At 69.1% G+C, this 14,409-nt stretch carries 13 protein-coding genes and 1 pseudogene; 6 read left to right on the top strand and 8 right to left on the bottom strand.

What is annotated here, in order from left to right:
- Positions 1-100: 100 nt before the first annotated feature.
- The 3 genes and pseudogenes from IC535_RS12695 to IC535_RS18880 form a co-directional block, all read right to left on the bottom strand.
- A complete protein-coding gene (locus IC535_RS12695) occupies positions 101-292 on the bottom strand; it encodes an autotransporter outer membrane beta-barrel domain-containing protein (RefSeq protein ID WP_228887018.1) in 192 nt (63 codons plus the stop codon).
- A gap of 43 nt (positions 293-335) precedes the next feature.
- A complete protein-coding gene (locus IC535_RS12690) occupies positions 336-899 on the bottom strand; it encodes a hypothetical protein (protein WP_228958685.1) in 564 nt (187 codons plus the stop codon).
- 15 nt (positions 900-914) lie between these two features.
- Positions 915-974 (bottom strand): annotated as a pseudogene (locus IC535_RS18880) (twin-arginine translocation signal domain-containing protein); the annotation flags it as partial.
- Between the two features lie 273 nt (positions 975-1,247).
- Here IC535_RS18880 and IC535_RS12685 point away from each other — a divergent pair.
- From IC535_RS12685 to IC535_RS12670, 4 genes are all read left to right on the top strand, one after another.
- Positions 1,248-2,834, top strand: coding sequence for an SDR family NAD(P)-dependent oxidoreductase (locus tag IC535_RS12685; RefSeq protein WP_228887020.1), 1,587 nt, complete (start codon positions 1,248-1,250; stop codon positions 2,832-2,834).
- Positions 2,835-2,881: 47 nt separating this feature from the next.
- Entirely contained in the window at positions 2,882-3,406 is a 525-nt protein-coding gene (locus tag IC535_RS12680) for a hypothetical protein (RefSeq protein WP_228887021.1), read from the top strand.
- Between the two features lie 172 nt (positions 3,407-3,578).
- Positions 3,579-4,007, top strand: a complete 429-nt coding sequence (locus IC535_RS12675; RefSeq protein ID WP_228887022.1) for a PAS domain-containing protein — start codon at positions 3,579-3,581, stop codon at positions 4,005-4,007.
- Positions 4,008-4,009: 2 nt separating this feature from the next.
- The gene (locus IC535_RS12670) at positions 4,010-5,545 is read left to right on the top strand and encodes a diflavin oxidoreductase (protein ID WP_228887023.1); all 1,536 of its coding nucleotides are present in this window, start codon (positions 4,010-4,012) and stop codon (positions 5,543-5,545) included.
- A 1-nt stretch (position 5,546) separates the two neighbouring features.
- Here IC535_RS12670 and IC535_RS12665 read toward each other — a convergent pair whose 3' ends face one another.
- From IC535_RS12665 to IC535_RS12650, 4 genes are all read right to left on the bottom strand, one after another.
- Entirely contained in the window at positions 5,547-6,326 is a 780-nt protein-coding gene (locus IC535_RS12665) for a helix-turn-helix domain-containing protein (protein ID WP_228887052.1), read from the bottom strand.
- A 36-nt stretch (positions 6,327-6,362) separates the two neighbouring features.
- A complete protein-coding gene (locus IC535_RS12660) occupies positions 6,363-7,283 on the bottom strand; it encodes a M14 family metallopeptidase (protein WP_228887024.1) in 921 nt (306 codons plus the stop codon).
- A gap of 144 nt (positions 7,284-7,427) precedes the next feature.
- The gene (locus tag IC535_RS12655; protein WP_429000401.1) at positions 7,428-8,741 is read right to left on the bottom strand and encodes a protein-disulfide reductase DsbD family protein; all 1,314 of its coding nucleotides are present in this window, start codon (positions 8,739-8,741) and stop codon (positions 7,428-7,430) included.
- Between the two features lie 597 nt (positions 8,742-9,338).
- On the bottom strand, positions 9,339-10,268 hold the full coding sequence (locus IC535_RS12650; RefSeq protein ID WP_228887025.1) for a LysR substrate-binding domain-containing protein: 930 nt from the start codon (positions 10,266-10,268) through the stop codon (positions 9,339-9,341).
- A 104-nt stretch (positions 10,269-10,372) separates the two neighbouring features.
- Between IC535_RS12650 and IC535_RS12645 the strand changes: the two genes are divergently transcribed.
- Positions 10,373-10,771, top strand: coding sequence for a tautomerase family protein (locus IC535_RS12645; protein WP_228887026.1), 399 nt, complete (start codon positions 10,373-10,375; stop codon positions 10,769-10,771).
- A 5-nt stretch (positions 10,772-10,776) separates the two neighbouring features.
- Entirely contained in the window at positions 10,777-11,328 is a 552-nt protein-coding gene (locus tag IC535_RS12640) for a DUF4865 family protein (protein ID WP_228887027.1), read from the top strand.
- Between the two features lie 275 nt (positions 11,329-11,603).
- On the opposite strand, the gene IC535_RS12635 is transcribed toward IC535_RS12640, so the two are convergent.
- Positions 11,604-14,252: an autotransporter outer membrane beta-barrel domain-containing protein gene (locus tag IC535_RS12635; protein ID WP_228887028.1), complete on the bottom strand. Its 2,649-nt coding sequence runs from the start codon at positions 14,250-14,252 to the stop codon at positions 11,604-11,606.
- Between the last annotated feature and the right edge of the window lie 157 nt (positions 14,253-14,409).

Raw genomic sequence — 14,409 nt, 5'->3', positions numbered from 1 at the left:
CGGGCCGCGCTGGGCGGCAGGCCGGGTGCGGGGCGCGTTGTCAGGCCCGTGGGCCACGTTGCTGTCGCTGTCGAAGCGGCATAGGCCGACCGCGAGCGGCCTACCAGTTCGCCCGCAGGCCAACCTGCCCGGCCAATTCCCGGTAACCGCCGTCCCCTCGCTGGCTGCCCAGATCGGCCCAGGCCGACCAGCGCAGCCTCAGGGTCAGCTCGGCGCCGGCCCTGGCTTCGTAGCGGTTTCTAGCCAGCCGCTGGCCGGCGAAGCGCAGGCGGCGGTCGGTGGACTCGCGCATCCAGTTGCCGGTCCCGCAACCTCCGGGTCGACGCCGGCATCGCTCAGCTGCGGTACGCAATCGAGGCGATGAACCGGTCCCACACAGGGTCGCCGGTATGCCGGTCGGGGTAGCGGTCGACCAGGTAATAGGTGTGGACCTGCGGCGGCCGGAACACCAGCACGCTCTGCACATACAGCGCGGCGCTTTCCCCGGATTCGAGCTGGTGCCGGTAGGTCCAGCGGCAGCGGGTGGCATCGGCACCGGATACCGACACTTCCACCGGTGCCTCCAGGATGCGGCACTGCTGGTAGGACCGCCCCAGCCAGCCGACCATGTTGGCGTGCGCCTTCAGCTGATCGCCGGGCGTGCCGCCGCGCAGTGGTTCGTCATACAGAGTAATCGCCGGTGCGAAATGCCCCTGCCGGTGTGCGCTGTTTTCAAACAGGAATACCGGCAGATTGGTCGGGTCCTTCAGCGCATGCAGCGCATCGGGAAACTCGTCCAGCAACAACGCCTGCGCGCGCAGGTTGGCGAAATCGGCAATCGAACTGAAACTCCAGCCGGCCGGCCTTTCCACCGCCAGGCCGATCCGGGCATTGCGGTAGATATCACCCTCGGTGGACACCCCGTGCAAGGGTCTCAGCGCCAGCGACGCCGCTGCCGCCCCCAATCCCTGAAGAAACCCCCGCCTGGACAACATGCGCCACCCCTGGATCGTATCGTCCGTGATCAGGGCCAGAGAATACCAAGCAGGCCGGACTTCTCAAGCCTGCCCGCTGCCCGGAAAGCACCCGGCAGCGGCCGCTGCGGCCGGTTTCGTTCATATCCACCGGCGCGCCATTGGCGCCCGCCCCCCCGGATCGGGGACAATAGCCGCCGCCCGGCGACCCCGGTCCGCCCCGCGTGGCCCAGCATCGACGTGGGCCGCTTCCCTGCACATCCCTGCCTTCCTGCTGCTTTCCCCGGATCCGAATTGAACACCATCGCCCCACCGCCTGCCGACGACGACCTGCCCCTGACCGACCGCCTGCGCGCCGCGCTGGACCTGCTGGAGGTGATCGAGGCCGACCGCAGCGTGCTCGACACGCTGCCCGAGGCCGACCGCGTGCGGCTGCACCAGGTGGTGGCCAAGGTCTACCACCCCGAGCCCAAGGCGCGCCGGCAGAAGCTCAAGCAGCAGGCCAAGGCCGCCCACCAGGAAAAGGTGCGCAAGGCCGAGGCGTTGCTGGAACAGACCGGCATCCGCGCCCTGCGCCGCAAGCCGGTGTTCAGCACCCCGAACTATTTCCCGCCGCATGCGGCCGGCCTGCATGACGCCCACAACGGCGAGAATGCTGCCGCCGCGCCGGAGCCGGTGCACTCGCCGGAGCTGCGCCACTGCTATGTGTGCAAGCAGAAGTTCACCCAGCTGCACCATTTCTACGACCAGATGTGCCCGGCCTGCGCCGAACTGAACTTCCACAAGCGCACCGAAACGGCCGACCTGCGCGGCCGCGTTGCGCTGCTCACCGGCGGCCGGGTCAAGATCGGCTACCAGGCCGGGCTCAAGCTGCTGCGCGCCGGCGCCGAGCTGATCGTGACCACGCGCTTCCCGCGCGACTCGGCCGCGCGTTATGCCGAAGAGCCGGACTTCGCCGAGTGGGGCCACCGCCTGCAGGTCTACGGCCTGGACCTGCGCCACACCCCCAGCGTGGAAGCGTTCTGCAGCGAGCTGCTGGCCACCCGCCCGCGGCTGGACTTCATCATCAACAACGCCTGCCAGACCGTGCGCCGCCCGCCGCAGTTCTACGCGCACATGATGGCCGGCGAAACCGCCGCCCTGCACGAACTGCCTGAGACCGTGCGCAAGCTGGTGGGCCATTACGAAGGCCTGCGCAGCCCCGAACTGCTGCAGGCCGGTTCGGCCGCCGCGCTGCCGGCGGTACAGGGCCGCGGCCTCAACGGCGCCGACGGCCTGACCCGCGCCGCCGAACTGTCGCAGGTGCCGCTGCTGGATGACGAACTGGTCGGCCAGCAGCACCTGTTCCCCGATGGCCGGCTGGACCAGGACCTGCAGCAGGTGGACCTGCGCGGGCGCAATTCCTGGCGCCTGCTGATGGCCGAAGTGCCCTCGGTGGAACTGCTGGAAACCCAGCTGGTCAACGCCATCGCACCGTTCATCATCAACGCGCGGCTGAAGCCGCTGATGCTGCGCACGCCCGAGCGCGACAAGCACATCGTCAACGTGTCGGCGATGGAGGGGCAGTTCTACCGCAACTTCAAGACCACCCGCCACCCGCACACCAACATGGCCAAGGCCGCGCTGAACATGATGACGCGCACCTCGGCGGCCGACTACCAGAACGACGGCATCCACATGAACAGCGTGGACACCGGCTGGGTCACCGATGAAGATCCGGCCGACATCGCCGCCAAGAAGGTGCAGGAAGAACGCTTCCACCCGCCGCTGGACATCGTCGACGGCGCCGCGCGCATCGTCGACCCGATCATCCACGGCTTCAACAGCGGCGAACACGTCTGGGGCCAGTTCCTGAAGGACTACGCGCCTACCGACTGGTAAGCGCGCGCCACGCACCGTTCCCTTCCGCTCAAACCATCCGAGACACCATGTCCGCACGATCCCTCGCAACCTGCGCCCTCCTCGCCCTGCTTGCCCCGGCCGTTGCCCAGGCCCAGGGCAGCACCGCAGCCACCTTGTCGCGCCTGCTGGAATGCAAGCTCACCGCCGCCGAAGTCGCCGGTTTTGTCGAAGCGATCAACGCCGAACAAGTGTCCGACTTCGCCCATGGCGATGCCGGCGGCGATTCGGCGCTGAGCCTGTGGAAGAGCGATGCGCCGGTCACCGCCTGGGGCGAGACCTCCACGCTGGTCAATATGTCCAGCACCACCGAAATGCACCTGGCCCTGCAGGTACCGCAGGGCCAGGAACTGACCCGCGGCAAGGCGATCGTCGATCGCATCGGCGGCATGTCGCCGCGCCCGGACCAGGCCGCGATGGAAGCGACCTACGGCTGGAAGGGCATGGACTTCCGCAAGTCGCTGCCGGACAACCGCAACGCCCGCGTGCTGGTGGACCTGAGCTATTCGCCGGGCTGGGTGATCGTGGGCTGTTCGTACGGCGACATCCTGTAACGGTTGCCAACGTACCTCGCTCCCCCCCGCTGCGACGCAATGTCGCAGCCCGCGCGCGCTGCGGCTTGACCAATGTCATGGCCGCCGCGCGGCGCCAGGCCGATCCTGAGCTGGACACGACGTCGGCGGTGCCAATGCCCCGCCCCACCTGCCCCGCTCCAAGGAACCTGCCATGCACTACGCCCCCGACAACGCCCAGCTGCTGACCGCCCTGCAGAACGTGATGGTGATCTCCACCACCGACCTGCAGGGCAACATCACCTATGCCAACGACCTGTTCTGCACGCTCACCGGCTTCCAGCGCGAAGAGCTGATCGGCCAGCCGCACAGCATCGTGCGCCACCCGGACGTGCCCAAGGCGGTCTACAAGGACATGTGGGACACCATCAAGGCCGGCAACAGCTGGACCGGGATCGTGCCGAACCTGGGCAAGGGCGGCGTGCTGTACGTGGTTGATACCACCGTGCAGCCGCTGTTCGACGCCGACGGCAAGATCAGTTCGTACATCAGCATCCGCCGGGTGGTGAACGATTTGATGGCCAACTTCGACGCGGTGGAGTTCAGCAAGGAAAAGTTCGACGACTTCTACGCCGCGGCCTGACCATGGCCCTGCCGATTCAACGCGTGCTGGTCGGCTACGGCTCCGAATCCGGCAACGCCCGCGCCTTGGCCCAGCGCCTGGGCGCGTTCCCGGCCCTGCAGGCGTTCGCGCCGCAGGTGCTGCCCTTCAATGCCATCGACGTGGCCTCGCTGGGCGCCGGCGATGTGCTGCTGGCGTTGTCCAGTTCGTTCGGCGACGGCGAGCCGCCGGCCAATGCCGAGCAGTTCGCCCAAGCCCTGCGCCAGGCCCCGGCGCTGCCGGGCCTGCGCTATGCGGTGTTCGGCCTGGGCGATACCGGCTACCCGCAGTTCTGCGGTTTCAGCAAGATGCTCGATGCACTGCTGGCCGAGCGCCAGGCCACGCCGGTCCTGCAGCGGGTCGATGCCGACGCCGGCTATGCGCAGTTCTTCGAGCGCTGGGCACCGGTGCTGGGCGAGGTGCTGGCCGGGCGCGCCGAGGCCGGCCGCGACCTGCGCCTGCAGGTCACCGCCTACGGGCAGGACCACGCGTTCAGTGCGCCGATTCTGTCGCGGCGCCGTCTCAACGGCAGCGACCCGGCCGCCTGGCACCTGGAACTGGACCTGCGCGGCAGCGGCATCGCCTACCGTGCCGGCGATACCCTGCACGTGGTGCCCGGCAACGACCCGGCGCTGCTGCAGGCATTGGCGCGCTGGTACGGCCAGGACGAGGCGGTTGGGCTGCTGGCCGGCAAGGAACTGCGCCTGCCCGGCAAGGGCGTGCTGCGCGAGATTGCCCGGCGCGCCGGCAGCGAGACCTTGAAGGGGCTGCTCAAGGCCAGCCAGCGCCAGGCGCTGGACGCCTATCTGCACGGCAGCGACGTGCTGGACGTGCTGCACGACCACGCCACCCCGGATACCCTGCCGCTGGCCACGCTGGTGGAGCTGCTGTCGCCGTGCCTGCCCCGCGCGTATTCGATCGCCTCGCCGGCCGGCGCCGACACCGCCGCGCTGTGCATCCGCGAAGTGCGTTACACCCGCAACGGCCGTGAGCGCCGCGGCACCGCCACCGGCTGGCTGCTGGACGGCGACGGCAGCGCACGGGTGTATTGCCGCTCCAACCCCGGCTTCCATCTGCCGGCCGATCCGCACTGCCCGTTGCTGCTGGTCGGCACCGGTACCGGCATCGCGCCGCTGATCGGGCTGCTGCAGGAGCTGCACGCCAACGATGACCGCCGCCAGGTCTGCCTGGTATTCGGCGAGAAGCACCGCCAGCACGATTTCCTGTACCGCCAGCAGTTGCAGGACTGGCAGGCGCAGGGGCGACTGGGCACGCTGCACACCGCGTTCTCGCGCGACGGCCAATGCAAGTACTACGTGCAGGATGCGCTGGCCGAGCATGCCACGCAGGTCCGCGAGCTGCTCCAGCGCGGCGCGCACCTGTACCTGTGCGGTAACAAGCAGCACCTGGAAGGCGCGGTGCAGCAGGCGGTCAACCGGCTGCTGCCCGGCCCGGATGACGACATTACCGCCTGGGGCACGCTGCAGGCGCAGGGCCGGCTGCACTGCGAGCTGTACTGACTCAGCCGGCGTCGCCGGCCTCGGCGCTGCTGGCCAGCGCGGCCAGCCGCTGCGGCTGCAACAGCTGGATCTCGCGCTGGTTGACTGCGATCACGCCCTCATCGATGAGCCGGCGCAATACCCGGCTGGCGGTCTCCGGCGCCATGCGCAGGTAGTTGGCGATCTCCACCCGGGTCATGCCCAGGTTCAGGCGCGTGGCCGAGAAACCCCGCCGCGCATAGCGCTCGGACAGGTCCAGCAGGAACGCGGCGACGCGGGTATCGGCGCGGTGGTTGGCGCCCAGCAACGCGGCCTTGCCGATCTCGGCGCTGAGCAGGCTGAACAAGCGCGCCTGCAGCCCCGGCATGCGCGTGGCCAATACGCTCATCTTCGGGAACGAGAACCGGCACAGGTACACCGTGTCCAGCGCCACCGCGTTGCACGGGTAGCGCGCGCCATGGATGGCGTTGAGCCCGATCACTTCGCCAGGCAGGCTGAAACCCAGCACCTGCTCGTTGCCCTGGCTGTCTTCGACAAAGGTCTTGACCATGCCGGCACGTACCGCAGCGATCGCATCGAAGGCATCGCCGACCCGGAACAGGGTGTCGCCGGCATGGAACGGGCCGACGTGGTCGACCAGCACGTGCAGCTCGGCCAGGGCGCTCTTGTCGTAGCCCTGCGCGGTGCACGCATCGGAAAACGCACAGGTGCTGCAGAAGCGCAGCGCATCGCCGTCATCGGCCGCAGCCGGGTTGGGCGTGGCCGAGGGGTTCGCGCTGCGGCGTGGCGACGAGGGCGGCATCATCGCCGAATCAGGCCGCAGCGGCGTGCGCGCGGTTCACCGCTGCGCCAGCGCATGGTCGAGCCCGGCGCATACCGCTGCCACCTGCGCGTCATTGCACTGCTGTGCGGTGGTGCGCGGACTGTCCGGGTAGACCTCGGTGGTGGTGGCATAACGCGCGTCGGTGAAGCCGGCGCAGGCGCCGATCGAGCGCGACTCGCCCCAGACCACCCCGGGCGACTGCAGCGGCATGCCGATCAGCTCGCCCTTGGCATCGGCCGGGGCGATATGGGTGATCTTCTCCACCGCAGCGATCAGTGCCTGCTGGAACGCCGGCTGCGGGTCTTCGCTGTTGCCGATCACATAGAAGCCATCGGGAATGATCTCCGGCTCCAGCGGTTTGCCGTCGCGGGCGCAGCGCGCCGGATCGAATTCGTGGGCGTCGCTGTCGGTGGTTTCGTGCAGGTCCATGTGCACCAGCAGCGCATCGCCACGCGCGGCCATCCAGCGCATCAGCGCGGCGGCCTCCTCGATCAGCCCACCGTCACGGAAGCTGCGGTTGGGGTCGACCGCATCGGGGTTCCAGCGCTGGATGCGTTCGTAGCCCCACGGGCTCACGCACGGCGCCACCACCAGGTTGATGCGCCCGGCATAGGCGTGGGCATGCTGCTCCAGGAACTGCAGCGCGCCATGCACGCCGCTGGTTTCATAGCCGTGCACGCCGCCGGTGACCAGCGCGGTGGGCAACGCCGGATCATGGTTGCGGTTGACCACCGCAAACAACGGGTAGTGATCCGGGGCGTAGTGGAGCTGGCCGTACTGCACCACCTCCAGCGCATCGTCCAGCCGCCCCAGCGCGGCGATGACATCGTCGCGGTAGCTGCGCTGGCGCTGCTGTGTCGCCCGCCAGCGTGCACGCTCGGCCTCGCCCCAGGGCTGGCCGGGGGTGCCGATCGGATAGTAATGGGTGTTGGCCATCAGGAACTCCAAAGCGTGATCGGTACCGGGCGCCGCCGCTACAGGCGCGCTTCCCGGTGGCCGGCCATTGTAGCCCCGCAGGCCCAAACCCTATCGTCTATGGCGCAATAGTAGCCACCCGCAGCACCACTGCCGCGCGCGGCATTACTGCGGCTGCAACAGCTTCTGCACGGCATCGTGGGTCAACACCTGCGGCAACAACACGCCGTCGTCCTGGCCGCGGTACAGCACGTACAGCGGCACGCCCGGCGCGTTGTGCTGCTGCAGGAACTGCCCTACCTGCGAATCGCTGTTGGTCCAGTCGGCCTTCATGTACACCGTGCCGGTGGACACCAGCAGCTCGCGGAAACGCGACGTGCCCAGTACCGTCTGCTGATTGGCGATGCAGGTGATGCACCAGTCGGCGGTGACCGCCACCAGGACCTGGCGGCCTTCCTTGCGCGCCTGGGCCAGGTCGCGCGGCGAGTACGCGGTGGCACCGGCCAATTGCGAGGGCGCGCCGGTGGCCGCTTCCGGTGCCGGCACGCGATGCACGGCCGGCAGCGACAGCAGGCTGACCAGCACCACCGCCGCACCCAGCCCGCGTCGCCAGCCCTGGCTGCGCCAGCGGCCCTGCTCGAACAGCCACAGGCCCAATGCCAACACCACCATGGCCGCCAGCATCAGCGCGGCCGCGTCCATGCCCTTCTGCTTGCCCAGCAGCCACACCAGCCAGACGGCAGTGAGCAGCATCGGGTAGGCCAGCAACACTTTCAGCGTTTCCATCCACGCGCCCGGGCGCGGCAGCCAGCGCGCCAGCCGCGGCACGAAGCCGACCAGCAGGAACGGCAGGGCCAGGCCCAGCCCCAGCGCGATGAACACCGCCAGCGCCGCGGCCGCAGAGGCGCCGAACGCGTAGGCCAGCGGCGGGCCCATGAACGGGGCCACGCAGGGGCTGGCCACCACACAGGCCAGCACGCCGGCCCAGAAATCGCCGGCGTAGCCGCGCTTGGCCAACAGCTTCTGCCCGCCCTGCCCTACCGCGCCGCCCAGGGTGAACATGCCGGCCAGGCTCAGGCCGACCAGCACCATCAACCAGGCCAGCGCCGCCACGAACACCGGCTGCTGCAGCTGGAAGCCCCAGCCGAGCACGTTGCCGCCGGCGCGCAGCGCGATGATCAGCAGGCCGATCAGTGCGAACGACAGCACCACCCCGGCGGTATAGGCCAGCGCATGCCGCCGCGCCTGGCCGGGCGCGGCGCCGGCGTCGAGCAGCGACAGTACCTTCAACGACAGCACCGGCAGCACGCACGGCATCAGGTTCAACACCAGGCCGCCCAGTACCGCCAGCGCAAGGATCAGCGGCAGGCCGCCGGCCAGCGGGGCCAGGTCGGCGGGCACGGCGGCGTGAGCCTGGCTGCTGGCCAGCAGCAGGAAGGGAAGCAGCAGCCGGCGCGCGGCAGGACGGGAGCAGAGCATGGGCATTCCTGTGGGATCGCGGCGTGCCCGGCAGCGCAGCGCGCCCGGACCAAGGCCAATCGATCAAGCTAGACAACAGCGCTGCCGATGTCTTTACAACTTTTCGTAAAAATGGGGGTGTTGTGGTTCCCATAGCGCCGGGCTCTGCCGTTTCGGTAGTGCCGGCCGCTGGCCGGATGCTTTTGCTTTTCCGCTTCGCGGATGAGCTCAACGTCAACAGCTTTCGTGCCCCTTCGGGGCGCGAGTCACCTTTCTTTGCTCGTGCAAAGAAACGTAACCCAAAGAAAGCACGCCCCATCCGCGATCCGGCGGGCTGCGCCCGCCGGTGCCCTGCGCTTCTCGCGTCGGCAAGGGACGGTGCGGAACTCGCTGCGCTCGCGCCACCAGACCAGCGGGCGCCGATTGGTCCAGCGCGTCGCCACGCGCCCATGTGCTGCCGCACAGCCCTCAGCACGCTTCATGTTTGGCCCGCGCCTCTTCGCCCCCGCTGCCGCTGCGATGCTCGGCTCGCTCCAAGGGGGAGGTAGGTCAAGATCACGGGCAACAGCAACAGCAACAGCAACAGCAACAGCAACTGAAGCCGGGCAATCCCCGGCTCTACGCGCCGGCAAAATCCATCGTGTGTGCCCTGCCCGGCACCAACCACCCGCCCGGCAGCGCCGTCTGCAATGCCTGTTCGATGATGCCGGCCAGGTGCGCGGCTGGCGCGCTGTTCTGCTGCGGCGCGCGGTGCAGGGCCAGCCCCAACGATGGCAGCGGCGGCAGGCCATGCGCACCGGGGGACAGTGCACGCAACGTGGCCGGCAGCCCGATCGGCGTGCGCAGCGCGAAACCGAGGCCGGCGGCGGTGGCCGCCCACAAGCCGCCCAGGCTGGGGCTGACGAAGGCCAGCCGCCAGGGGATGCCGTGCCGGTCCAGCGCCTCGCAAGCCAGCGTGCGCATCAGGCACGGTGCCTCCAGGGCGATCAGCGGCAGCGGCTCGCCGCTGTTGCGGTGCCATTGCGGGCCGCCGTCAGCCGCGCCCAGCCAGCACAGTGGTACTACGGCGATCCGCGCCGCTGCAGCATTGCCCTCGTCCCAGGTCAGGGCCAGGTCGAGCTGGCCGCCGGCCACCTTGTCCAGCAGCTCGGCATTGCGTGCGATCCGGCCCTCGATGCGCACCTGCGGATGGGCCTGTGCGAACTGCCCCAGCACCTGCGGCAGCACGCTTTGCCCGAAGTCCTCCTGGATGCCCAGCCGCACCCAGCCCTGCAGCGGCTCGCGGCGCAATGCGGCGATGGCTTCATCGTTGAGACCGAGCAGGCGTCGTGCGTAGGGCAACAGCGCTTCGCCCGCGCCGGTCAGGCCCAGCCCGCGACCGGCACGTTGCAGCAACGGTGCCCCGACCTGCTCCTCCAGCTTTTTCAGCTGGGCGCTTACCGCCGAGGTCGAGCGGCCCAGGCGGTCGGCGGCACGCGCATACGAGCCGGCATCCAGGCCGGTCACGAAACTGCGCAGCGCATCCAGGTCGAGATTGGTCAGGCGCATGCAACCATCCTGTATATCGGGATTATGGGTCCCGAATAATCTGATTTTCAGGATGACCCGGGCAGGCGAGAGTACACCTCCCTCGTCCACTTTGGGAGCATCCCATGCCCTTTACCCGCATCTCGCTACTTGCCGGCCGTTCGCCGGCCTACCTGCGCGCGCTCACCGACGCGCTGGACCGCGCCCTGGTCGACAGCTTCCAGGTGCCACCGCACGACCGCTTCGTCGCCGTGCACCCGCACGCGCCCGGCGAGCTGCTGTTCGACCGCGACTACCGTGGCGGCCCGCGCTCGGACCAGTACGTGCTGTTCCATATCACCACCGGCAAACCGCGCAGCGCCGCCACCAAGGCCGCCTTCTACCGGCAGCTGGTCGATGAGCTGGAGCGGGCGCCGGGCATTCCCGCGCAGGATGTGATGGTGGTGATCGCCGAATCGGGCTGGGAAGACTGGTCGTTCGGCGGCGGCATCTCGGCCGCCGATGACAGTGCGGCAACGCCATGATCGCCATGCAGTACAGCCTTGCGCTGGCCGACGACCACGCCATGGCGCGCATCGATCGCCGTATCGCCGACAAGGGCCCGCAGTTCGACGGCTACCCGCAGCTGCATATGAAAGCCTGGCTGACCGCGCGCAGGCAGCCGGAGCTGCAGGGCAGCGTCAACTTGTACGCGCCGTTCTATCTGTGGGCCTCGCCACAGGGCCAGACCGATTTCCTCGCCAGCCCGGCGTTTGCCACGCTGTGCCGCGACCTGGGGCGGCCGGCGGTGCAGACCTGGTTGCCGTGGCATACCGAACTGGCGCCGGGCCTGGCGCAGGCGCGCCACGCCAGCCGCAGCATTACCGCCATCGCCGCCGATGCCGACCTGGCGGCACTACGTGCGCAGGCCGCTGTGGAGGCGCGTGCGGCGATGGCGCGCGGCGCGCTGGCGGTGGTGACCGGGTTCGATCCTGCCGGCTGGACGCAGCTGCGCGTCCAGCTATGGAAGCAGGCCCCTGCCGTGCAGGATCCGGCAGCGCAGGTATATGCGGTCGGGCATGTGTCGTTGCCGACCGCGTGAATGCAAGGTGGGAAACAGGGCGTTGACGTGGCCACGCAAGCCACTGCGCCCTGCTTCCCGGCTGCGGGGCCAATCCCTGGTCCAATCCCGCAGCGACGCTACTGTGCCTGCCGCACCCGCCCGCGGTCCATGCGAGTTTTCGTAAAAATGGCGCCGATCCCCGAACAGTTCAGCCGCGGTTGTGCGGGTTGAAACGATTGCAGGGGCCGATGCAGGCCGACGGATACGACAAGGGCTCCCGCAGGAGCCCTTGTCGATACCAGCGCGATGCGCTGTTACCAGCTGGCGCGCATGCCCAGCTGGGCATTCACTTCGCGGTAGCCGCCATCGCCCCGCTGCCAACCCACATCGCCCCACGCGCTCCAGCGCGAGCCCAGCTGCAGCTGCGCACCACCCTTCACTTCGTAGCGATCCTGCGGCAGGCCGCCGGCCAGTTGCTGCCCGTCGAAACGCAGGCGGTTGTCGCTGGATTCGCGGATCCAGTTGACCGCCATGAACGGCTGCACCCGGTTGCCGGTGCGGGTGATGGTGTGGCCGAACACGCGCACGCCCACCAGGCTGCCCAGGCCGTCGGCATCGCTGCCGTCGATGACCGTGCCGTTGCGTTCGATGTGGCGATCGGCCCGGTAGCTGCCGTAGCGCAACTGCATCTGCGGCTGCACGAACACCGCCAACGCGCCGCGCCCGGCGACGCTGAAACCGTATGCGGCTTCGACCGAGGCGCTGTTGCCGCGGCTGTCATAGCGCTCGGTGGCCAGCGCATCGCCCTGCACGCGGTTGGCGAAGCGCGCATGCTGCAGCGCGCCGCCGACGATCAGACCGGTGGCGCCACCCGGCATCTGGCTCCAGTCGGCGTAGACGCCCACCGCCCGTCCGTCCACCTTGCCGTGGGCGCTGTAGCCGGTCAGCCGCGAGGTGCTGGTGCTGCTGGCGCGGCCACTGCCCAGCATCACGCCGAACCGGCCACGGCCGCCCTCGCCCCAACCCAGCAGGTCGGTACCCAGCTGTAGTGCCGAGGTGTTGCCCTGCACTTGCAGCTGGTCGCCGACTGCGCCGTAACGTGCCTGGCCGGCGCTGACCGCCGCCCATGCACCGCGCGCACCATCGCCCGTTGCGCCACTGCGCTGGCGATCCTGCATGCCGGTGCCGAACATGCTGCGCGCCGAGCGCTGGTTGGCCAGGTACGCACCCGGCTCCGGCCGCAGCACCGGCACCGGCGGCAGGCACTGCGGCAGCGACGGGTCGATCTGGCACGGCTCGGGCAAGGTGATGGTGCAGCCCGGCGCCGCCGGGTCGGCCGCGCACGGGTCGGTCACCGGCTGCAGCGCCGAGCGCAGGTACCAGTGGCCATCGTCGGGATCGGTGCTGCCGCCCTTGAACAGGAAATATTCGTATTGCCCACCCACCGCACGACCTTCAAGCCTGAAGTCGGCAGCGGACACGCCATCGACGTGGATCAGTTGAATGCCGTCCACGGTCTGGCCACCGCGCCCGCCAAGGTTGTTGACCACGATCGCGCCGTGGCCGGCGGTATCGCCCTGCACCCACAGCCGGTCGGCCGGCGCGGCGTCATCGCCCAGCGCGCTGTCGAACACCAGGGTGCTGTCGGTGATGTCCAGGTTGCCGCGCACAGTGAACCGGTCGCCCACGCTGCCGGCGCCCAGCAGCAGGGTGCTGCCGTTGTGCAGGCCCAGTGCATCCACCTGCGACTGGCCCCAGGCATCCCAGCGGCTGGCGTCCAGCTGCATGTCCAGGCGCGAGGTATCGTCGGCGAATGCGCTGCCCTGCAGCTGGGCGCCGCGCGCCTGTATGTCGATCCGGCCGCCGTTGCGCGCCTGCGCCAGGCCCTGCCCGGCCGCCACCTGCACCTCGCTGTTGTCCAGGCGCAGCTGCAGCCCGGCGCCGTTGTCGGCCACCAGCGCCTGCGCGCCGCGGCCGATCAGGGTCGAATCGGTGGCATCGACCTGGCTGAAACTGTTGGCCTCGCCGGCGAACAGCACTGCATCGCCGCCGTCGAGCACGCTGCCGGCACTCAGGCTCAAGGTGTTTTCCCTGCCGCGCAGGAACTGCACGGCATGGCTCTGCGCCGAACGCACAAGGGAACGTTCCATGCGCACGGTCGCGCCGATGCCGTCGGGCGTGCCGTTGTCTTCATAGCCGGCCAGCAGGCCGACGCTGCCGGCGCCATGGGTGTTGACCGTGGTGTTGGTCAGGCCCAGATCGGCGCGATAGACCACGCCCGGCCGCCCACCGATGCTCCAGCGCATCGAGCGCGCATGCACGCCATGCGCACCCTCGCCGGTGGTTTCCACGCTGGCGCTGTCCATGCCGACGATGCCGCCCATCATGTGCACGCCGGCCGCGCCCTGCCCGCTCGTCTGGATCTGCGAGCCGAAGAAATCGACCTTGTTGACGCCGCTCACGCTCATGCCATGCGATTGCGCGCCCGAGGTGGCCACGCTGCTGTCGCGCACGGTGATCATGCCCACCCGGTTCAACTCGCCGGTGCTGCTGTCGAAGGTGGTCCCGCCGAACTGCAGGCCGGAAGCATCGTCACCCTGGGTGACAAAGTCCGAGCTTTCGATCACCGCGTCGTAAACCACGCCGTTGTTGTAGTACTCCCCACCGTAATAGGCCACGGCAGCCATCTTGTCACCGGTGGTGAGAACTTGCGTGCGTTCCATGCGCAGATTGCCACGGTCGACACTCACCGCCCCCCACGTGCCATCCGCCACTTGGTGATTGATGACGTTGGAGTCATAGACCTCTGCATGACCATAAGTAACCGGCCAGACCTTCTCCACGTCGTCGTCGCGGATGATCACGGTCTCGGTCGCGAAGGCTGCTGCAGGCGCCACGGTGGCAGTGAGCGCGGCGGCAACGGCAAGGCACAGCGCATTGCTGCGCAGGGAAGCGATGATCATCGGAGGGAATCCTGAAAGGGGCACGGTGGCCTGGAGCGATGACCGTCGCTGGGACGCGGGGATGGCGCGTCCGCCGATACGACGGTCAAGCGGTCGCGGGAGCCCTGCCCCGAAATGTCGGCGAAAGCCCTGCGAGGTGTGCATTCTCCGGATTGCC

The sequence above is a fragment of the Stenotrophomonas rhizophila genome (assembly GCF_020857975.1).
Taxonomy (GTDB): Bacteria; Pseudomonadota; Gammaproteobacteria; order Xanthomonadales; family Xanthomonadaceae; genus Stenotrophomonas; species Stenotrophomonas rhizophila_C.
This window is presented reverse-complemented; position numbering and strand designations above follow the sequence as displayed.

Bases quoted from the DNA above. Each gene is read 5' to 3' on its own strand.
- IC535_RS12695 (WP_228887018.1), bottom strand. From the start codon at position 292: ATGCGCGAGTCCACCGACCGCCGCCTGCGCTTCGCCGGCCAGCGGCTG.
- IC535_RS12680 (WP_228887021.1), top strand. From the start codon at position 2,882: ATGTCCGCACGATCCCTCGCAACCTGCGCCCTCCTCGCCCTGCTTGCC.
- IC535_RS12675 (WP_228887022.1), top strand. From the start codon at position 3,579: ATGCACTACGCCCCCGACAACGCCCAGCTGCTGACCGCCCTGCAGAAC.
- IC535_RS12670 (WP_228887023.1), top strand. From the start codon at position 4,010: ATGGCCCTGCCGATTCAACGCGTGCTGGTCGGCTACGGCTCCGAATCC.
- IC535_RS12665 (WP_228887052.1), bottom strand. From the start codon at position 6,326: ATGCCGCCCTCGTCGCCACGCCGCAGCGCGAACCCCTCGGCCACGCCC.
- IC535_RS12660 (WP_228887024.1), bottom strand. From the start codon at position 7,283: ATGGCCAACACCCATTACTATCCGATCGGCACCCCCGGCCAGCCCTGG.
- IC535_RS12655 (WP_429000401.1), bottom strand. From the start codon at position 8,741: ATGCTCTGCTCCCGTCCTGCCGCGCGCCGGCTGCTGCTTCCCTTCCTG.
- IC535_RS12650 (WP_228887025.1), bottom strand. From the start codon at position 10,268: ATGCGCCTGACCAATCTCGACCTGGATGCGCTGCGCAGTTTCGTGACC.
- IC535_RS12645 (WP_228887026.1), top strand. From the start codon at position 10,373: ATGCCCTTTACCCGCATCTCGCTACTTGCCGGCCGTTCGCCGGCCTAC.
- IC535_RS12640 (WP_228887027.1), top strand. From the start codon at position 10,777: ATGCAGTACAGCCTTGCGCTGGCCGACGACCACGCCATGGCGCGCATC.
- IC535_RS12635 (WP_228887028.1), bottom strand. From the start codon at position 14,252: ATGATCATCGCTTCCCTGCGCAGCAATGCGCTGTGCCTTGCCGTTGCC.